This is a genomic window from Brasilonema sp. UFV-L1, assembly GCF_012912105.1.
Lineage (GTDB): Bacteria > Cyanobacteriota > Cyanobacteriia > Cyanobacteriales > Nostocaceae > Brasilonema.
In genome coordinates, this window is the sequence record NZ_QMEA01000116.1 from 1 (window position 1) to 21,041 (window position 21,041).

Sequence of the window (21,041 nt, forward strand, 5' to 3'; positions counted from 1 at the left end):
TCCCTTTTAGGGCGGGGAGGATGTCAATTGCTTGTATTTATAAGACCGGATGAGTAGGAGAAAAGTTCAAAGGTGATTGAGTTATGTCCATAGCGCTTCTCGGTTGGGTGGGGAGCATCCCAATTTTGTAAAAATATGTTTGTCATTGCGTTAGCGTAGCGTGTCCGATAGCGTTAGCTCCGCGTCCCTCTTAGGGACTAGCGTGGCGTTAGCCATAGGACATACGGAGCGAAGCGGAGTGAAGCAATCGCAAACTTTTGGGATTGCTTCGCTTCACTCCGTTACGCTCGCAATGACAATTAATCATCTAAGTTTGATATGACTTAAACATTTGGGATGCTCCCGTTGGGTGCAATACACAGATGTAGTGAAAGTGCATGCACTTTCAGATTATTCGTGGTGATGTATGTGATTCAAATGAGAATCGCTATAGTTTTTCTAACTGGTATTTAGACTAAAAACAGGCGATCGCCTATAGAAAAGATACGATCGCTCGTATATCCTCCAGTCTGAGTCGAGAACAGGGCGCACCGTCATTTACTTTAAGTGCATAAGTTGAATTTTTTTCACCAATAAGAAAATAGGAGGGGAAGCTTCTCTAGCTTAACTTCTGTTTAGCTAATTCGTTCAGGTTAATACATAAAATAAACTTTATGTCAAGTATAAATCCTATTTTTGAATTGCGATGTAAGGTGATACTATTTCTTTTAAGGTTATTTTTTGAAAGAACATTCATACCTTACATCTTGCATTTGGTAAAACAAGTGTCAATAGTCTAAGCAAATTGTTTGACGCCGTTCTCGTCCGCCTAGGACTGTAAGTCCCAGGCTAACAGGCGAAGTCCATTAAAATGGACTAATATAACACTGGAGTTGATTGTTGAGTAGATTTAAACTCTTTCATACGAGTATTAGTGTAAGAATTACTGACTCCTGACTCGTGAATTCTTACGTAACAGTGGTTTACTCGTAATGAAGCAGGATATCTGATACTCAACTTTAAGAGGTATGTTTTGTCAGAAAAACGTTGAGTTTTGAGACAGTTCTAGTATTGAACTACACTCAAATTAGAAAGGTATTCTGCACATTTGTCAGGAATTTTTGCGTTTTCTACGGTTATCTGTAACGAAAAATTTGTCTTGAAAAATACAAAGCAAAAGCGAATTAAATTCAAATTGAATATTTGGAGAGCGTAAATTTCATGACAACATACATCAGGTGTGGGCAGTTGTGGCAAATGGCGATCGCGATCGCCGCAACTAGCAGTGTGATTTTTAGTTGGAATAGTGCAGTTGCTCAAGTTGTTGAAGATAGCACGCTGGGTACTAAAGTGACACCCAACGTGGATATCAAAGGTTTGCCGAGCGATCGCATTGATGGAGGAACAACTCGCGGTGCAAACCTCTTCCATAGTTTTCAGGAATTTAGCGTCAGGGAAGGACGAGGAGCGTATTTCAGTAATCCGGCTGGAATTGAGAATATTTTTAGTCGGGTGACGGGCAATAATGCCTCAAATATTTCTGGGACACTGGGTGTGCTGGGGAATGCAAATTTGTTTTTGCTCAATCCCAACGGAATTATTTTTGGTCCCAATGCCAAGTTAGATGTTGGCGGTTCGTTTTTTGCGAGTACTGCGAATAGTTTGAATTTTGGGGATGGGCAACAGTTTAGCGCCAAGAATCCTGCAGATGCACCATTGCTGACTGTGAAAGTTCCGTTGGGAGTGCAATTTAATCAGGAACAGCCAAAGGCGATCGTCAATTCAGGGAATCTTTCAGTGGGGACTGGGCAAAACCTAACGCTGGCTGGAGGTACGGTTGCTAGTACAGGGCAGTTGTCAGCACCGGGAGGACAGGTTGCAGTCGCAGCAGTACCTGGTGGAAGTGTGCTGAATTTGAGTTCATCAGGACAATTGCTAAATATTGATAGTTCGTCATCTGTGGTGAGTGTGAGTTCATCGCCTCTGACTGAGTTACTGAGAAGCGTTGATGAGAAAGTGCGTCCAGGGTTAACGGTACACAGTAATGGACAAGTAGAGTTGACGGGATCAGGTTTGTCTGTGGTGGATGGCGATGTGGTAGCACGCAACGTCACGGCTGAGACGGCGACACTCACAGCGAATCATAATCTGACGTTGGCGGAGAGTCAGATTGGTACGACGGGTGATTTGAATTTGCTGGCTGGGGATACGGTGCGGGTGCGGGATAGTGTAGCGAATGCTTTTGTGGCTAAAGCAGGGGGTAATTTAACGATTCGAGGTAATAAAGGTATTGATATCTTAGCTTTGAATCATTCACAGACACCGTTTGTAAGTGGTGGAACTCTGAGTTTGATTAGCGATGGTAATATCTCTGGCGATGCTCATTTTTCGAGTGGTGGTAATTTTTCGATTCTCAATTTATCTGGCGGTGGTGGCAATTTTGTTAGTCTCTATGACCCGATTATTAGGAGTAATGGGGATGTCGAAATAGGTGACTACACAGGAGCATCCCTCAAAATAGAGTCAGCCGGGAATATTACAACTGGTGCAATTACAATCAACAGCCCAGATACTTCTGCTGCAATTGATGTTAATGATCCAGACTATCAAACCCTGACGAACGGCAAAGCTTTAATTTTGCGAGCAGGCAACGATACTCTTTCTGGCAGTGTACAAGAACCTAACCCCCTCAATGGGGCGTCAAGTGTGAATTACTCCTCCTCACGCTCTTCAGCAGGAAATCTGACTATTAATGGAAACATCAAATCAGATAACTTTCAGGTTCCCTTGACTGTCATACTAGAGGCAAACGGTAGCATAGGTTCTATCTCAACAAGAGACATTAACAGTACAGCATTTTCTGGGAATGGAGGAAATATTTCTATTACTGCTAACGGCGATATAACTACTAGCAGTTTGACTTCTTTTATAGATAGAAACGGTCAGGGAAATGCAGGAGATATTCAAGTCACCAGTAATACTGGCAATATAACAATTGGAGGAAGCATAAACTCTCAGTCTAGCAATGGTGTAGCTGGAAATGTAACTCTTACTGCTGCTCGCGATATTCGCACTCGCAATATAATTGCTTCTAGTAAGAGTAATGAAAACTTCAGCACTATTACACTTAAATCATCACAAGGGTCAGTGATTTTAGATCGAGTTAAATTAAGTACTACTAATACTGGCACTGATTATGCAGGCGATATCCGCATTAATGGCAAAGATATTCAGATTACTAATAATAGTGAAATTGAGAGCAAAGGCAGGGTGGGAACTGTTTCCATAGGAACTGTTGATACTAACACAGTAACTATAAATAATAGTCGCCTGAATACTACAAATAGCAGTACGCCGACTACTAACGAAGACACGAATTCTGCAGGAGATATCGAGATTAATGGCAATAACATTGAGATTACTAATAATAGTGAAATTAACAGCCAAGGCGAGGTGGGAACTATTTCCATAGGAACTGGTGATACTAACACAGTAACTATAAATAATAGTCTCCTGAGTACTGATAACAATGAGAATGAGATATCAGGAGATATCAAGATTAATGGCAGAAATATTGAGATTACTAATAGTAGTCAAATTAACAGCCGAGGTGTACTTGGACGCATTTTTATAGGAAGAATTATTGATATAGATAATAATGAAAATCAACAGTATACTGTAACTGCTGACAACGTAACTATTCGTAAGAGTCAAGTAAATGCTACTAGGGATAGGGATGCAAGCAGTGTTTCATCGCCTGACAATGAGCTTGACAATGAGATTAATAATGCTATTCAGATATTTTCTAATGGAAGAATTCAAATTGAAGAATCTACAGTAACGGCGTCAACAATTGTATCTACAGCACCTTCTGGAAATATATTGGTAAGGGCGACTGACTCTGTTCTTTTAAGTGGTTCTGGGTTCACTGATTTTAGAGACCCAGATTTTACAAAAAGCACAAATACGAGTAGGAAAGGTTTATTCGCTGAAGCAACTCAAAATGGTATAAATGCTGGAGGTATAGACATCAGGACAGATCTATTGATAATTGAAAATGGAGCTGCAGTAAGTGTCAGCAGTCCACAAGGACGAGCAGGTAATGTGGTGATTTTGGCAGATAAAATTCGGCTGAATAATGGAGCAATTTTTGCGTCAACAGGACAAACAATAGGCAACCGAAACGAGGGAGCTAATATTATACTATTGGGAGAACAAACGACTCAGAGCGATGTTGAAAAATTAGATTCACTGATATTTGAAGATAAGCTAAGGGGCGAGAATCTACCTGGTTCTCCTCTTGATTTTCTGATTCTAGGGAATGAAAGCCTAATAGAGACTAACGCTAAAAATTCGGCTAATGGTGGCAACATTGCCATTAAAACTCGACTACTCCTTGCACTTCCACCAGGTAAGAATGGTAACGACATTTCTGCGAACGCAGAGAAAACAGGTAGGGGTGGTGTAGTTGCAATTGACCCGAGACCTTTTGGCATCTATGGCACAGAATTCCGACCAAAAACACAAAATACACCTTTGAATGACATCACTGCCTCTTCCGAGCAAGGTCCACAAGGCACTGTAGCAATTGTCCCACTCGACGTAGATCCCAAACGCGGGTTCCTTCAATTACCAGAAGACTTGGGTGACTCTTCAAAATTAATTACCCAAAGTTGTCCAGTAGGTGTATCGCGAGCAGCGAGTCGGTTCGTTATCACTGGACGCGGGGGTTTACCACCAAAACCAAGTTCCCCACTCAGCAGTGATGCTTTTGTAGGAAATGCATCTTCACTTCCAAACAACCGTCCTGAGCAAACCAGTTCCACAAGTTCTACTCCTGTCGAAGCTCAAGGCGTAGTCATCGGATCAAAAGGTGAGATTATTCTCACCGCTAACCCATCCAAACTCACTTCCTATCGTTCTTGGCAAAGATTCACAGGTTGCAATGAATAATAAGTGTTTGCTCAGATCTTGTATGCAGCCCTGGCGATTAGAAATCGCGGCTATACAAGCGAAGTCCGCCTACGCGGACTACTTATGGAAAACTAGGGGTTTGAAACCCGCGCAGGCGGGTTTTGTCTGTGTAGCCGCGACTTCCAGTCGCCTAATACTAACCATAGCGACACTAGTACTCAGCTTAGCTATACCAATCAGTGCCTATGCCGTGGAAGTTGCTCAAGTCCCAACACAACCGAACTTACCGCAAAATCTCCCTCCTCCCCGCGATGTCGTACCTCCACCATCTCCGCCTCCTCAACCGCAACCAGTTCCTTCGCCTCCACCTTCTGGTGAAGACTTGCTACCTACCCAACCGCCTCAGCAACCACAAGAACAATTCCCTGCGGTGGTTCCTGACAAATTTTTTGTGACAAAGTTTGAATTTATAGGAGGTACAAAAGGTAAAGGAAGTACGGTTTTCAAAAACGAAGAACTACTGCGAGCAATAGAAGTGTTTCTAGATAGTTCCGATAGTTCTGAAAAATTAAGTGATGAAAAGTCCAAATGTGAGAAATTTTCAGGCAAATCAGATAAACAGTCTCTTCCTCGTACACTACCAAGAACTGAGAATGACTCTCCGGTTAAACTCTCGTTTACTCAACTATTGCAGGCGCGTTCGGCAATTACGCAGCTTTATATCTGTAAAGGTTACATCACTTCCGGGGCACTGATTCCAGAACAAACCTTGTCATCTGGTGTCGTCAAGATTCAGATTATTGAGGGTAGTTTAGAAGGCATCAAAATCACTGGGACTCGGCGCTTGAACCAGGGTTATATTCGCAGTCGGTTAGCAGGTGCAAGGAAAACGCCTCTAAATCGCGATCGCCTACTTGAAGAACTACAACTGTTGCAACTGAATCCCCGCATCAATAGTTTGTCAGCAGAGTTGGCTGCTGGTAAACGCTTTGGTACTAACTTGCTAGAAGTGAAAGTAAAAGAGGCAAATACTTTTCATAGTCGAATCGCCCTTGATAACAGCCGCTCACCAAGTGTAGGTAGCTTCCAAAGGAGCGTTCAACTTTGGGAAGACAATTTGCTAGGAATAGGAGACACTATCAACCTGTTCTATGCAAACACGGACGGTAGTAATGAAGTGGATGTGAGCTACACTTTGCCCCTTACACCTAAAGACACGACTCTGAGCTTCAGCTACGGCTACACTTCCAACAATATTATTGAAAAACCCTTTAACGCACTTGACATTGTATCAAATTCAGATAAATACCAACTCACCTTACGCCATCCGATTATTCAAACTCCGACAAAAGAATTCGCTATAGGAGTAGCAGCTTCGCATCAGGAAACACAAACTTTCCTGGGATTTCAAGGTATTGGGGCTTATCCAATTTCACCAGGAGCAGACAACGAAGGACGCACTCGGATAACCGCAGTGCGTTTTTTTCAGGAATGGACTCAACGTGGCGATGTCTCGGTTTTAGCACTTCGTTCTCAATTCAGTTTTGGCATTGATGCACTAGGTTCGACAATTAACGATATTGCTCCCGACAGCCGCTTTTTTGCTTGGAGAGGACAAGCACAATGGGTGCGTCGTCTTCCCTCAGATATGCTCTTAGTCCTCCGGGGTGACGTGCAATTTGCAGATCGCAGGCTTGTGACTTTAGAGCAATTTGGAATTGGTGGGATTGCAAGTGTCCGAGGATACCGTCAGGACCAAGTGCTGACAGACAACGGAGCCTTTGGTTCTATAGAACTCCGCCTACCGATTCTCCGTATTCAAGAAGCACAGAGTGTTTTACAATTTATACCTTTTGTAGATGCTGGTACTGGCTGGAATAACTTTGATGGTGCAGATCCGAATCCAAGCTGGTTAGTGTCTGCTGGTTTCGGCTTGCGATTTCAGATGAGCGATCGCCTAGATGCTCGCTTTAACTGGGGAATCCCCATCATCTCTGCTGATTCAAACGAAAGAACTTTACAAGAAAAAGGTTTATATTTTTCTGTCATATGGAACCCCTTTTAATACCAAGTCCGGTTGATATTCCCACCCCGGCTTTGTCTTGCGCCAAAACCGCCCCTCCCCTTGCTAAGGCTACCGTGTACACACAAGTCATCGAATTACCCAAAACTCCCTCTCTACGAGACGCTACGCTAACGGAACCTCACCCTGCCCTGTCGGGCATCCCTCTCCTTAGCAAGGAGAGGGAAAGATTTTAGCGAAGCTAAAAGCGAGGGTGAGGTTTTGAGCGAGATGTACACCACCACGGTAGCTTGCTAAGGGGAGGGGATTAAGGGGTGGAGTACTACGCGTGTTGGTAATGATAATTGTTTAAAACATACCTAATATGAAACGTCGCTTCCCAAAGTTTTATCGCCGTATCTTCCTGCAGAAGGTACATCACCGCATCATAATTATATTCTTGCTAGCTCTTTTAGGACTACTTTCAGCATTTGGTATTCAGCTACTGTTAGGAGAACGAACGATTAGCAAAGAGCCAATAACAACGCAATTGATATGCTCAAGAACACCAACTCTGACTCCAGAACAATTAAGTGTACAAGGTAGGGTGAGTTATGAGAAAGGGGACTTTGATGCAGCAGTCGATTGTTGGCAAAAAGCTGCGGATGCTTTCCATCAAAATGGAAATGAAACCGAAACAATCCATAATCAAATTAACAAGGCGCAAGCTGAACAAGCCCTGGGATTTTTACCACGTGCTTGTAATACACTAGTGAAAATCTACGATCAGCAAGACTGCACGAAACTGTTACAAGATGAACAGAAGCGCAATCAGTTCCGCGAGAGGCTACAACAACCAGAAAATTCTCCCGCCAAAATCACAGGCTTACGTAGCTTAGGCAATATTCTACGAAGACTTGGTGAATTAAATTTATCTGATGAGGTCTTATTAGTAAGTTTGCAAAAGGCTCAACCTCAAGAACAACCAGCAATCTGGCTTGATATAGGCAACACCAGACGTGCTTTAAGTAACAAGGAACAGGACTTATACAATCGATCCCAGGAACGAGAAAATTTCATCTGCGGTGTTGTATATTCATACGCAGCTACAAATGCATACCAAAATGCTGTCAGCGAAGTTGGCTCAATCTCAGACTCAGAATCTGCTATTAATTTACAAGCGCAGTTAAATCAATTGAATTTTTTATTAGATTTAAGAGATTGGAGCAACAAAATCAATAAGCCAATCATCGGAGAAAAAGGAGAAAGCAAAGGGAAAAACAATCTTTTCAATCAGCTTTTTAGGGAGAGTAACTATACTAAAATTAAAGTGCAAGCTTGCTGGAACAAGCTGAGTCATGCTGCTACTAAAAACCCATCTACTGTAGAAGTCCGTAATTGGTTAAAGCAATATTTATCAAATCAAAACCCGCTCATTCAGCAACAGCAAATTAATAATCTTCGGCAGCAGATAGAGAAATTACAAGGCACTCACACAACACTTTACACCAAGCTTAACTTTGCCCAAACCTTGATACGTCTTAACAAGAATTTACAAGGTATAGAGCAGACAATAGAAGCGTTTCTTAATACTACAATTAAGCAAGCTAATGAACAACGAGATTTAAGAGCAGAATCTTATGCTCTAGGATATCTCGGTAAACTCTATGAAGAAACTCAGCAATGGGAATTGGCAAAAACCAAGACTCAGCGAGCTTTACTCCTAGCTGAATCCATTCCTTCTCCTGAAATTCTATATCAATGGCAGTGGCAATTAGGGCGCATTTATAAGCCTAAGTCCAGAAACCAAGGGCAGGCGAAAGCGAAGAGCGTACAGAATAATTTGAAAGACTTAGAAGACGCACGAATAGCTTATGCAGGAGCGTTTGAAACCTTAGAAGCCCTTCGCAGAGAATTAGCAACTGGTAGCCTTGATGCACAATTGTCCTTTTTAGAGGAAGTTGAAGATATCTATCGAGAGTATGTTGATTTATTGTTATGGGAGCCAAAGGCTGAGCAAGTGTACGTCTCTCAAGCTCGCGAAGTTATTGCCTCGCTCCAGGCGGTAGAACTTGAAAACTTTCTACGCCAAGCTTGTCCAGAGTATAACGTAGAACAAATTGATAAGATTATTGATGAAAAATCCAAGGAAAGTACGGCTTTTATATACCCCATTGTTTTAGACGATAGAATTGAGACCATCGTCAAACTTCCTAAAGACAAAAAACTCAGACACTTTAGCAAGCCTATTAATGAAAATAAGGATGAATTTGACAAATTGGTGATACAGTTACAGCTGGATTTGGAAGAAGAATATACCTTTGTAGATACTCGAACAAGAGCTAAAAAGCTTTATCAATTGCTAGTTGAAGAAGTTGACAAAGACATTGAAAAGTACAACAAAAGCAGCAAAATTAAAATTGATACGTTGGTGTTTGCCTTAGATACAAAGTTGCGAAACATACCATTGGCAGCACTGGTTTACGATGATAATTCAGATAAACCTGGGTATTTAATTGATAAGTATGCGATCGCCCTCGCTCCAAGACTCGATATTCGATCTCCTCAACTTATCCAAGGTCGAAAACTAAAAGTTTTGGCTGCAGGGGTAACCAAAGCAGAAATAACGGGATCTCAAACAGCAGAATTAACAGTATCTCAAACACAAATTCCTCAAACACAATTTCCTCTGTTACGTTTTGTAAAAGACGAATTAGACGCGATTAAAGAGGTAGGTCTTTCAAGTGTTTCTGTTTCTCAACTTATTGATCAAGAGTTTAAAGTTGAACAATTCAAAGACAAGATTAATAGTTCTGTGTTTGAAGTCCTCCATTTAGCCACACATGGTGAGTTTAGTTCGAGTCCAGAAAAAACATTTATCTTGGCTTACGACAAACCTATTAAAGTCACTGAACTAGACAACGTTTTCCGAACACAAGCACAAAATCAACCGGAAGCTATCGAATTACTTGTGCTGAGTGCGTGTGAAACTGCAGCTGGTGATCAACGGGCGACTTTAGGGATTTCTGGTGTTGGTGTACAGGCGGGTGCGCGTAGTGCGATCGCTTCTTTGTGGACACTGGATGATGAAATTAGCGTTGAGTTTACAAGGGAGTTATATAAACAGTTAACTAATCCAAAAAAACTGACCAAAGCTCAAGTCTTGCAAGAAGCTCAAAAAGCACTCAAAGCTTCACCAGGTCGAGAACATCCAAGATATTGGGCACCTTACATTTTACTGGGGAATTGGTTGTAAAGTCTTTTTGCTACTGTAGTTCACCTTTGGAAACAGGAGACAACTCAACGATAGGAGCCTTTGCAATCTTATTGCTCTGTTGCTTATCATCTAAGTTTAGATACTGCAAAAGCGTCACCCAATCTTCCTCAACTTGAGATTGTGAGTTTGTTAGCGACTTCTCTGTGCTAAGAGGTACAGCGTTGATTTGAGCCTGCGTACTAGGAATCCGGCTTTCTACAAGACGCGTCACAGTATCGTACCAAATTCCTTGGTTGACATAATACATATAATCTTTTGGCGCTAAGATTGGTAAACTTACTCTTTGAATCCAGCCTGTAACGCTAGGATTTCGAGATGGTTTTCTCTCATTACAAACAATCGAGAAATACCAGTTGTATAGCTTGCCAATTTCTAGAGGTTTTTCATTTCTTGGCAAAGTAAATTTAGCAATACTGGGTTTCTCAGCAACATCAGTCTTATTAGGGAGTTGAAAAAATATTGGACCAGCAACAATATGCCTATCCTCATCAAGCAAGACAAATTTCGCATACTCAAGTTCCGATTCTTCATAGACATAAGGAATGTAGAACCAGAAAGTCGGATATGCTTCAGTCGTCTTTCCCCAGACAATCTTGGATGATTCCGGTCTGGGTAATTGTTCTACTTTATTTAAAGGATTCGATATCGTAGGGACAAGTGCAGAAAGCGGAAGCGGATCGATTCCCGGCTCGTTACTTTCGAGAGATGCAAGAGCAGGACACCGCCCTCTACCTGCTGGTCCTCGCGTGCGACCGACTGGTGCTCCCAGTTTTGTTGGTGGAAAAAAGAGGAACTTTATTTGCTCTAAAGCAACTTCAAAAGGGTTGTCAGTTTGGTTATTTTGGGCTAAGGCTTGTGAGGGATAGCCTATAAAGAGGATAAGCGTCAAAGTAAGGCTGAAAACGGCTCTAAGCCATTGAGCAACAAATGATTGAGTCTGAAACATAACCGACAGCTTGGAAAGTTAAGGGAATTACCGAATCCGAAAACTAATAAACACTACTACTCCTCCAGTCCCTAAAAAGGTCAATGCAGAAGGCACCAATGGCACCCAAAGTTTGATTGGGGAGATGAAGAAGATCAAGCAAACAACGTACAGACTGGTGAGGGCAACTCCTCCAGATAGGATCAAGCTTCGGGGTGATTTATATAACTGAGCCAAAATACCTCCGACCAAAGACCAAGCTAGAATCCAGAGTATCTCATACCCAAGAGACCAGACTCGTAGCTGGCGTTGCTCACCTAAAGCTATACGCAAAAGATAACTCAGCATCTGTGCCTGGACGATGAATCCCGGCATTTCTTGCTGACTGTATGGAGTATAGACATAATCATTTGCATAAGAGTTGGCTTCAACTCCAATTAAGACAATCCGCTTCTCGACATCTTCTTCCTTCAGCAAGTTGTCTTCTAAAACCTGTTTTAGAGAAAATGTCTTCGCAATATTATACGGGGAACAATTATTACCATTTTCACAGAAAGAGCGGTAGTCTAGCAGAATTTGATAGCCTCTAAAATCCATTCCTCGGTAACCACCTGTATGAGGGATTTTAAGTTGCTCTAAAACAACGCCGTTAATTATTAAATCTTGTAAGTTCCCATTTAAATCAAAAGCATCTTGATTTCCTTGTTTCTTTTCCCTAGAAGCCAGATAACTGCGAGCCAGTAGTAGATTAAAGGCATTTTTGGATTTACAGCCAGATTGTGGGGAATTCAGGAAAAGACTCAAAAGTTGACGACGAAGAATCACCTCTTTTTGTTGGGCAAGATCGCTAAAGCCTACACGATTTGGCGAGATTTCAGTTTCAAGTGGAGGGTTAATACCGTTGTCATTAGAATCCTCCGTCTTGGGTGCCTTACAGAGAGCAAAGATATTTTCGTTTTTCAATAATTCTTTCAGTTTTTCATCTCTAGACGGGTAATCCCGGTAGAAATCTAAACCGATAGCTAGCGGTTGATTTTCTGTAAGTTTTTTTAGGAGTTGAGCAAGAGAAGCATCTGTCAGAGTGCCATTTTTTCCCCCAGACTTACTTGCCTTCTCTTCCTCTTTTGCAGCATCTTCTTTCGTAATTTTGATGATTAGAAGTCTTTTGTCTTGTTGCTCTTCGGGAAAATACGATAACTGGAAACGCATCAATTCGTCATAAGCTGCAAGCTCTAGCGACTGAAGAATGCCTCCAAGGCGGATGATTATTACTACAGTACTTACTCCCATGCTAGCTTTGAGCAAGGTACGCAGGCTGCGCCAAGGAATTTTGAATCGTCTTCTATCTGTTTGAGGTAATGTGATGACATCAGATTTATTTTCAATCGCCTTTCGGATCTCTTCTGCAACCTGTTTGAATGCTTCATCATGATTTGACCAATACTTGCTCGTAATAGCTTCACCATTTCTGGGGAGAGCTTGTAGATGACTAAACTGTGTGTTTTTCCAATCACAAGGGCGAAGTAGTACAGGGATAACACAAGCTTCTTTAGCTTTGTGCCTTTCCATAGCCTTTGGTACATCACGCTTCCAGTGTTCATCTGAAGCAAAAAAATCGGGACTAATCAGCAACAGAATAATACGGGCTGAATTCAAACGCTTTTCAATCTCATTAGCACGTTCTGCACCTGCACTGATATCGCGGTTTTGCCAGACGGTGATGACTCCATCAAGCTCTAATGCCCTCAAGTGCTTTGCAAGTTTGCTTCCCAGTTCTTCATCTTCTGGAGAACACGATAAGTAGATTTCAATTGATTGAGTTGGTGCCACCTGAGTCACACCCCTTAGTATTTAAATATTAGGAGATATATCTAATTTTTCCTGTCATCTTCGTTGTGATAGTCATTAATAGGACTAGCACTACAGAATTATTAGGTGTAACTCTATGGAACTTATGCAGTTACTTTCCTCGTTGAGAAGCTTAATCAAAATAATAGTGTGTTTGATACCCTTGTCATTGAAAAAATTGATTAAGATGTTCGGACTAATTCCTCCACAACTCTTCTGATACCTCTAGCAATGTCTGTAAATGCCTGATCTCGATTTCCCCAGTTTGTTACAGGTTCTGCATTTCTGGGTAACGCTTGTAACTTCGCAAATGGGGCTTCATGCCAATCCACCTCCCGCAGGATAATTGGAATCACACGAGCTTCACCTACTTCATGCCGTTTCATCGCCCGCTCTAATTCCACACTCCAGCAAAAATCAGAAGCCAGAAAATCAGAACTAACTAGTAACAAAATTATCTGAGCCGATTTCAACTGCTTCTCAATCTCAGTTTTCCACTCACCCCCTGCTGTAATATCACGGTCATACCATGCTTTAATAACTTCTTGTCGCTCCAGAAGTTTGAGATGCTTTGCTAATTCATTCCGCAAGTTTTCATCCTCATGAGCGTAGGAGAAAAAAACTTCAATTGCTTTCTTCTCAGGTTGAGACATAGGTTCTGGCTTGGTTTCTATAGTGGAATCCTTCTGAGTTACAGTGTCAGCAACTTCCGATTTTTTGAGCAACACTGGCGTCAAATGTTCTTCAATTCCCGCCATCCGGATAGCACTACAACCCAGGTTGTAGGCAAACTCAATTGGACGCCCTGCTCCCAAAGCATCGTAAAACCCCACCGCAAATTCAATCGCAGCTTGATCGCCGATCGCCTGACTCATCCCAACAACATAATTGATATGTTGGGCGATCGCCTTCGCCTGAACCTCTGAATAACAACCATTCAGCACAACACACTCAATCTGCTCAGCAAACAGTTCAAACAATCCAGCTAGTGCATCTCCACTCACAAGCTTCAACTGCCCACTTTCATCCTCAAAAACTAATCCTTCTTCCCCTGAGCCATGTCCAGAAAAATGGATTATGTTTGGGTTATAGTCTACGAGTGCCCGATGGATATCCCTTGGACGAACTGCTAACTTTTGCTCCAGACTAAACTCATCGCGTCGTTGGGCACGCCGCAATCCTTCTGCAATATCTCGCAACTCCTCATCTAGGCGTAGGGAAGAAGTGCCTTTGGGGTTTGCTGCCAGAATTAGCACCTTTTTCATCGGAATACTATATTTAATCTAATTATATAGATGAAGTCAGTATATCCGGAGTCAAACTAGGATAAGCAATTTCCTTGGATAGTATTAATATTTTCAGTCATAAATGTAAACTTGATTTCAATCTGTGGTTCTGATATTTTTCTCACCTTTGTCTACTGATATCTTGCACTATTATGAGTAAACCACTAATACTTGTATGAAACAGTGTTTAAATCTACTCAAAAATTAGTTCCAGTTCTAGTCCATTAAAATGGACTTCGGCTATGAGGGGTGGAACTTACAGTCCCAGGCAGACAACAACGGAGTCAGAAGAAGAATTCAGAATTCAGAATATCGAATTTAATCTAAACCCAGTTATTGATGTATCTTTTTTTACAAAATATCCAAACTTTACAATATTAACATTAAATTTCGATAAAAATTGATACTAGCTTACAGAAAATTTATAAAAGCTACTCTTTACAGGTATTAGTATAATCACTTAAGTCGAAATCACCACACGGGGTGTCAGTGTAATACTATCAATTTGATGGTGATTGCATTTTGAGTACAAAGACGGATAAAACCGTAATTTGTTATTAAACAAAAAACTTCTTGCTAGGAGTGTCAGAGGGGTTTAAAGTCTTCCTAAGCCCCGACTTTGTTGTGTCAATTTTATTACTTGCTTAACGTTGGGTTTGGCAAGTTTATCAGGCTGAAAATCTAAAAATGACTCAAGAGGATTGTATGAAGCGATATCCGCAACATATCAAGCGAATTTTGCTAATGGTGACTCCGGCAATTGCGACCTCTATGCTAGCAGCTTTACCGAGTCAAGCTGCTACTTTTGGATCTTCTGAGGCAACATTCAATATACAGAATTTTAATCGCAATCCATTGAGTATTCGGACTATTGCTGATACAGTGACCAACACGATTAGTACAAATGGTCAAGTTAACACCAATGCCAATGCCAATGCCAATTTTCAAGTCGATCCAAACTATGCCTTGACATTTGCCTCTAATTCATCTACCAGTAAAGCTCAAGGTCAAGGTTCTAGCTATTTTGGAGAGGGGCAAAGTTTTGCAGCGGTTCTAGGTTACGACTTTCTAGTACAACCTGGCGAAACGTTTTTTTTTGATTTCAATGGGTTATTCGATCTCAAAACATCGATTGACAATCCAACAGCTGAAAATGCGACTGCGAATGGACTCCTAAAATTTGAGTTATACGACAGCGAAAGTAACAGCCTGTTAGACTCTTTCTCAATTGTCGGAAATTTAGCGACTCCAGGTAAAGATGATGCTGTTGAACTTAAATACAGCAGTAGTATAACCCTTGATCCAGCTCAGACTTTTAATACATCTTTTGGCGGAACACAAGAATTTGCTCAAGGTACTGTGAAGGGTAAATATTCTCGTACTTTTGATAAGTTAACTTATTTGACTTTAGTTGAAACTAAAACGAATCAGGTAAGAGTTCAAGCACCCGAACCATCAGTCGTCTTTGGTTTACTCTTTAGTTGTGCGATGCTTGGTATTACCTGGAAACGTAAACGCAAAGGAGTACTCTCAGCACTGACTTAAGATTGTCGGCTGCGCTAAGAATAATCTACAGCAGAATTGAGGCGGAGCGTCGTCAGGAGTAAAATAGCGTTCATACCTGGCGCGTGAAGTCTAGGTTGTGTACCTCACGCACGAACAAACTGCTGTAATTGTTGACTAACTTTCGCCAAATCCACATTACCACCGCTAATAATCACACCAACCCTAGCCCTCGGTACTTTCACCACTCCTTCCAATAAAGCTGCTGCAGCTAACACCCCAGTCGGTTCAACGACAATTTTCAGGCGTTCCCACAAAAAGAACATGGTACGAAGAATCGCTTCTTCTGATACTGTGACCATATCATCGACATAATGCAGCACTAGTGGGAAAGTTATTTTACCGAGATAGGGGGTACGAGCACCGTCAGCAATAGTATCTGGATTGTCTACAGTTTGCAGGGTTTTGGTGTAAAAGGAGCGTGTAGCATCGTCAGCAAGTTCTGGTTCTACTCCTATCACTCGACAGTTGGGTAAAACGACTTTTGTCGCAATAGCAGAACCAGAAAGTAATCCCCCGCCACCGCAACAAACGAGCAGTAAGTCTAGTTCACCAACTTCCTCAATCAGTTCTTTGGCAGCGCTACCTTGTCCTGCTACGATGTGAGGATGGTCGTAAGGAGGAATCATCACACCTCCTCGCTCGGTTAATAGTGTTTGGGCTAATTCTTCTCTGTTGGTTTGCTTGCGGTTATATAAAATCACCTCAGCACCATACCCACGTGTAGCTGCTAGCTTGACGGCTGGAGCGTCATCAGGCATGACAATTGTTGTGTGGATGTTTAGCAATTGTCCAGCAAGTGCTGTTGCCTGAGCATGATTCCCAGAAGAAAAGGTCAAGACGCCTTTTTGCTTTTGTTCTTGAGATAATTGTGACAGTGCGTTGTATGCACCTCTAAATTTGAAAGAGCCGGTGCGTTGAAAGTTCTCGCATTTGAAAAATACTTGAGCATTGGTGCGATCATTAACAGTTCTGGAAGTCACAACTGGAGTGCGATGCACAATACCAGCTAAACGCTTAGCGGCGGCTTCTATATCAGTGATGGTGACAGAATCGAGAAATATTTTCATGTGTTCTGGTGTACGCAGTTCATGACGACTACTTAATTAGATTTCTCCCTAAATTAAAGATTAACCTAGGCAGTGCAAGGGTTTTAAATTATTTTGAAAATATGTCTCTTAAAACTTACGCATTGTAAAAAAGGTTATTTATACAGTAAAAAATCATAAATTAAAAGCAAGTTAAGCGTTGATTAGTAATAGTTTATCTTTCTATTATTACAGAGATTAAAGTTGTTAACTAAACAAATATATTGAAAGTTATGGTGGTAGAATTTGCATAGCTTAGTTTAATTCTATGCAATGTATAGAGCTACATAATAGATACGCCTCAGTAGAACATTAGAACTCATTTGTTAAGGAGCAACCATGTTCTCTATAGCAAAATGCAATAGAAAAATACTCGAATGGTTGAGTATTGCTTTTTTCGTAATGACTGTCATTATTTATCCCTCTTTGTTAAGTCCTGAACAGCCATTTTTAAGTTCCTCATCTGTAGAAATTAGCACGAATATACAGACAGCACAGCCTACAAGTGTGCAACCAGTTATTCAATTTGATATTGCTCAAGCTGCTTATGCATCTAGTGGAGCATCTGGAGGAAAAGGAGCAAAACCAACCAAAATAAACTTCTTTGCTATGGCTATGGGTGCATTGGCAGGTTTGGTTCTGTTTATCTACGGTGTCACCCGACTTTCTGAAGGACTAGAAGAAATCGGTACAGAACGGATGAAAAGCTTCCTCAGTAAATGTACCACTAATCGCTTCGCCGCCGTTTTAACAGGAGCTGTTGCCACAACTGTACTAGAATCTTCATCCGTTACGATCATCATGGTGATTGCGATGGTGAGCGCGGGAGTCTTGACATTTGTACAGTCTCTTGGTGTTGTTTTAGGTTCCAATATCGGTACAGCAGTGGGCGCACAAATCATCTCACTCAACATTGAACTATACGTACCAATACTGATGCTTGCAGGAATGTTGGTGCTGTTTATTGGCAAGACAAATACGCAGAAAAATATTGGGATCATTTTGCTGGGCTTCGGCTTAATGTTTTACGGTCTTGAGGCGATCGACGAAGCAATGAAGCCATTTAGAAACTATCAGCCTTTCATCGACTTGATGCAAACTCTGGGGAGAAATCCACTACTGGGTGCAATTGTTGGGGCAATTTTTACGGTGATTATTCAATCATCTTCTGCAACAGTTGCGATTGTCATCACCTTGGCAAGTTCTGGTTTGATTTCATTACCAGCAGGTATCGCGATTATGTTGGGTGCTGAAGTTGGTACCTGTGCTGATACCCTAGTCGCTACTATAGGGCGCGGTCGCCCAGCATTACGGACTGGATTGTTTCATTTTTTGTTCAATCTAGTGAGTGCTATCCTCGGAATTATCTTTGCTCCCCTATTAGTGCAATTGGTTTTGGCTATTTCGGGTGGAGCTGGTGTAGGTCGTCAGGTTGCTAATGCTCAGATTATCTTTAACTTAATTGGTGTAGCTGTAGTCATTATATTTCTGCCAGCGATCGCTCGGTTACTAGAAAAATTAGTCCCAGATGTGAATGGCGATCGCCAGTTACGTCCAGAAACAGTGCAACCAGCACAATAAAGTAGATATTTTCAGGGAGCAGAAGCCGTTTTTTGACCGAATCAGCTATCAGTTATCAGTTATCAGTTATCAGTTACTACTTATCAGTTATCACTGTTCACTGTTTACTGATAACTGTTAATAAAAATTTGAATTCTGATTCTTTCATATATTCAAATAGGTTGAAAAAAGAATGTTTTTTCACAATATTCGTATTGCATTTGTTAGCTCTATAGCGACTTTAGTGTTGGGAGCAACTGCTTGCAGCGACAATCAAGCGAATGATGATACAACTGCGAGCTTTCCAGAAGCGGTGAATCAGGTTGAAAATGTGAGTTCAACTAGCACCACAAACTTGTCAGGTACCATAAATATAGACGGTTCTAGTACCGTATTTCCTGTTTCTGAGGTAATGGCAAAAGAGTTTCAAAAAGCGAATTCTGGAGTGAAAATCAATGTCGCTTTTTCTGGTACTGGTGGTGGTTTTAAGAAGTTCTGCGCAGGTGAAACTGATATTACAGATGCTTCCCGCCCGATTAATGAAAAAGAAGTGGAACTTTGCCGAAAAAACAACGTAGAATACATCGAATTACCTGTAGCCTTTGATAGTCTCTCTGTTGTCGTCAACGCAAAAAATGACTTCGTTCAGTGTCTCAAAGTGAACGAACTGAAAAAGATGTGGGAACCAACAGCTGAAGGCAAAGTTACGAATTGGAACCAAATTAGTTCTAACTTCCCCAATCGACCATTAAAGCTATTTGGTCCTGGAAAAGACTCTGGGACATACGACTATTTCACTTTAGCAATTGTGGGTGAAGAAGGTAAAAGTCGAGGTGATTACACCAAGAGCGAAAATGATAATGCTCTGGTGAAAGGAATTTCCCAAGATCAAAATGCACTGGGCTTTTTTGGCTACGCCTACTACGCTGCAAATAGAAATCAGCTGAAGCTAGTCGCGATTGACAATGGTTATGGTTGTACAGAACCCAGCGCCCAAACAGTCGCAAATTCTAGCTATCAGCCCCTCTCTCGTCCTATTTTTATCTATGTGAAGAAATCGGCAGCAACTCGTCCAGAAGTCAAAGCTTTTACTAACTTCTATCTATCGCCAGACAACGCAAATCTGGTATTACAAGTTGGCTACGTACCGTTACCCAACATCACTCTGCAATCAGCTAATTCCCGATTTAACCAAGGTATTACTGGTTCTGTGTTTGGAGGTCAAGGTTCTGTGATTGGTATCGGACAGAAAGGTCTTCAAGAAAAACAGTAGTAAAAGCTATCTAGCTCATGAGTTATTCGTCATTAAGGGACTTGCAATGAAAAAAATATCCAATTTGTAGTAGGGTGCGTTATGCCTTTGGCTAACGCACCGTGACGGATGAGTAAAACATGGTGTCGTACTCTCGTTAACGCAACGGCAATAATTGAATGATTTATTTTTTGGTAAGTCCCTAATGACGAATGACTCATTCACAATTACCAATTATTGTGATGTCTCATCCATTTACAGAAACTGATGTCGTCAGTGCTGTCCAAACAGAAACTCCACGAGCTCACTTCTTAGTTTGTGGATTAGGAAGTTTAGGTCAGTACTGTGTCGCTAAACTCAAAGAATTTGGCGTGAGTGTCAGTGCGATCGACGTTGCTTTGCCAAGTATTTGGGAAATTAGCAACATACCAGATTTACTACAAGAATTAGTGATTGGTGACTGCCGACAACCTGATGTTTTAATAAGAGCAAATATTCAACAAAGTCAAGCTGTTTTAATAGTAACTAGTAATGAGCGGGTGAATATAGACACTGCTTTTGCAGTTAGGGTGGTTAATCAGTATGTTCGCTTAGTTATACGCTCTTCTAAACAAAATTTGAATAAATTTTTAGATCGAAGTTTAGGTAACTTTGAAGCTTTGGAGGCAACTCAACTCACAGTTTCTGCATTTGCAATTGCTGCTTTGGGCAGTGAAATTCAAGGGTTGATTAACTTGAATGAACACATGCTCTCTGTAGTTAAGTGTCAAATTACTGTGAATCATCGTTGGTGCGATCGCCCAAAGGGCGGCTCCCTGCTGGAGCATCGCCGTCTTGTCTATGAATTAAATAATCGACATCGTCGCGTTATCAGTCATATTTCCGATACCGCGAATCCAGACAGCACTTTGGTGATTCGCACTTTTGATCCACGCTTTAGTAACAATCTCGCCCGAATTTTGCCAAGTGCTGAAGTTTTATGTGTGTACTCTCTAGCGGCAGAAGCTTTTGCTGCAGCAGCATTTGGCGAAAATATTCTCAATCTATTTCGACTCCATGATCAGACTATCTTAGTAGCAGAATACAACATTCAGTCTGATGATCCTCTGTGTGGATTACTCTTGGCTGAAGTTGCTTATGGCTACGGGATGATGCCAGTTCTTTACCAAAAGTCAAGTCAATTTTCTGCTGAGTTAATGCCTTCTGATGATACACAACTTAAGGAGGGCGATCGCCTAGTTGTCTTGCAAACTATTAACAGTTTGCAAAGGCTTGAACGCGGTGAGATAATACCGCTTCATTTTTCATAGACAAAAATGGACAACCACTAACAATGTCTACTCGTAA

Annotated in this window: 11 protein-coding genes; 7 read left to right on the top strand and 4 right to left on the bottom strand. The window is 41.4% G+C overall.

All coding sequences use genetic code 11. The features are described from left to right. Positions 1–1,200: 1,200 nt before the first annotated feature. The 3 genes from DP117_RS25750 (at position 1,201) to DP117_RS25760 (ending at position 10,151) form a co-directional block, all read left to right on the top strand. Positions 1,201–4,932, top strand: coding sequence for a filamentous hemagglutinin N-terminal domain-containing protein (locus DP117_RS25750; RefSeq protein WP_169221067.1), 3,732 nt, complete (start codon positions 1,201–1,203; stop codon positions 4,930–4,932). 22 nt (positions 4,933–4,954) lie between these two features. Then, positions 4,955–6,958 (top strand): ShlB/FhaC/HecB family hemolysin secretion/activation protein, encoded by a 2,004-nt coding sequence (locus DP117_RS25755; protein ID WP_248277832.1) that lies wholly within the window; start codon positions 4,955–4,957, stop codon positions 6,956–6,958. A gap of 322 nt (positions 6,959–7,280) precedes the next feature. Then, the gene (locus tag DP117_RS25760) at positions 7,281–10,151 is read left to right on the top strand and encodes a CHAT domain-containing protein (protein WP_169221069.1); all 2,871 of its coding nucleotides are present in this window, start codon (positions 7,281–7,283) and stop codon (positions 10,149–10,151) included. 10 nt (positions 10,152–10,161) lie between these two features. Here the strand turns inward: DP117_RS25760 and DP117_RS25765 are convergent, their stop codons facing one another. The 3 genes from DP117_RS25765 to DP117_RS25775 all read right to left on the bottom strand — a co-directional run bounded on the left by DP117_RS25765 (position 10,162) and on the right by DP117_RS25775 (position 14,210). Then, complete coding sequence (locus DP117_RS25765; RefSeq protein WP_169221070.1) at positions 10,162–11,118, bottom strand: DUF928 domain-containing protein; 957 nt, start codon at positions 11,116–11,118, stop codon at positions 10,162–10,164. Positions 11,119–11,145: 27 nt separating this feature from the next. Beyond that, positions 11,146–12,927, bottom strand: a complete 1,782-nt coding sequence (locus DP117_RS25770; RefSeq protein ID WP_339380994.1) for a CHASE2 domain-containing protein — start codon at positions 12,925–12,927, stop codon at positions 11,146–11,148. A gap of 200 nt (positions 12,928–13,127) precedes the next feature. Then, positions 13,128–14,210 carry a TIR domain-containing protein gene (locus DP117_RS25775; RefSeq protein ID WP_169221072.1) on the bottom strand — a complete coding sequence of 361 codons (1,083 nt, stop codon included), beginning with the start codon at positions 14,208–14,210 and terminating at the stop codon, positions 13,128–13,130. Positions 14,211–14,918: 708 nt separating this feature from the next. Here DP117_RS25775 and DP117_RS25780 point away from each other — a divergent pair. Continuing rightward, positions 14,919–15,776 carry a PEP-CTERM sorting domain-containing protein gene (locus tag DP117_RS25780; protein ID WP_169221073.1) on the top strand — a complete coding sequence of 286 codons (858 nt, stop codon included), beginning with the start codon at positions 14,919–14,921 and terminating at the stop codon, positions 15,774–15,776. A 104-nt stretch (positions 15,777–15,880) separates the two neighbouring features. On the opposite strand, the gene DP117_RS25785 is transcribed toward DP117_RS25780, so the two are convergent. Beyond that, positions 15,881–16,864, bottom strand: a complete 984-nt coding sequence (locus tag DP117_RS25785) for a threo-3-hydroxy-L-aspartate ammonia-lyase (protein WP_169221074.1) — start codon at positions 16,862–16,864, stop codon at positions 15,881–15,883. 357 nt (positions 16,865–17,221) lie between these two features. Here DP117_RS25785 and DP117_RS25790 point away from each other — a divergent pair, with 357 nt between their 5' ends. The 3 genes from DP117_RS25790 (at position 17,222) to DP117_RS25800 (ending at position 21,004) form a co-directional block, all read left to right on the top strand. Continuing rightward, positions 17,222–18,463, top strand: coding sequence for a Na/Pi symporter (locus tag DP117_RS25790; protein WP_169221075.1), 1,242 nt, complete (start codon positions 17,222–17,224; stop codon positions 18,461–18,463). Positions 18,464–18,635: 172 nt separating this feature from the next. Continuing rightward, on the top strand, positions 18,636–19,715 hold the full coding sequence (locus DP117_RS25795; RefSeq protein ID WP_169221076.1) for a PstS family phosphate ABC transporter substrate-binding protein: 1,080 nt from the start codon (positions 18,636–18,638) through the stop codon (positions 19,713–19,715). A gap of 191 nt (positions 19,716–19,906) precedes the next feature. Further along, positions 19,907–21,004 carry an NAD-binding protein gene (locus DP117_RS25800; RefSeq protein WP_248277833.1) on the top strand — a complete coding sequence of 366 codons (1,098 nt, stop codon included), beginning with the start codon at positions 19,907–19,909 and terminating at the stop codon, positions 21,002–21,004. Positions 21,005–21,041 lie beyond the last annotated feature (37 nt).

Coding starts and splice junctions, on each gene's coding strand:
- DP117_RS25750 (WP_169221067.1), top strand. CDS start 1,201: ATGACAACATACATCAGGTGTGGGCAGTTGTGGCAAATGGCGATCGCG.
- DP117_RS25755 (WP_248277832.1), top strand. CDS start 4,955: ATGCAGCCCTGGCGATTAGAAATCGCGGCTATACAAGCGAAGTCCGCC.
- DP117_RS25760 (WP_169221069.1), top strand. CDS start 7,281: ATGAAACGTCGCTTCCCAAAGTTTTATCGCCGTATCTTCCTGCAGAAG.
- DP117_RS25765 (WP_169221070.1), bottom strand. CDS start 11,118: ATGTTTCAGACTCAATCATTTGTTGCTCAATGGCTTAGAGCCGTTTTC.
- DP117_RS25775 (WP_169221072.1), bottom strand. CDS start 14,210: ATGAAAAAGGTGCTAATTCTGGCAGCAAACCCCAAAGGCACTTCTTCC.
- DP117_RS25780 (WP_169221073.1), top strand. CDS start 14,919: ATGACTCAAGAGGATTGTATGAAGCGATATCCGCAACATATCAAGCGA.
- DP117_RS25785 (WP_169221074.1), bottom strand. CDS start 16,864: ATGAAAATATTTCTCGATTCTGTCACCATCACTGATATAGAAGCCGCC.
- DP117_RS25790 (WP_169221075.1), top strand. CDS start 17,222: ATGTTCTCTATAGCAAAATGCAATAGAAAAATACTCGAATGGTTGAGT.
- DP117_RS25795 (WP_169221076.1), top strand. CDS start 18,636: ATGTTTTTTCACAATATTCGTATTGCATTTGTTAGCTCTATAGCGACT.
- DP117_RS25800 (WP_248277833.1), top strand. CDS start 19,907: ATGACTCATTCACAATTACCAATTATTGTGATGTCTCATCCATTTACA.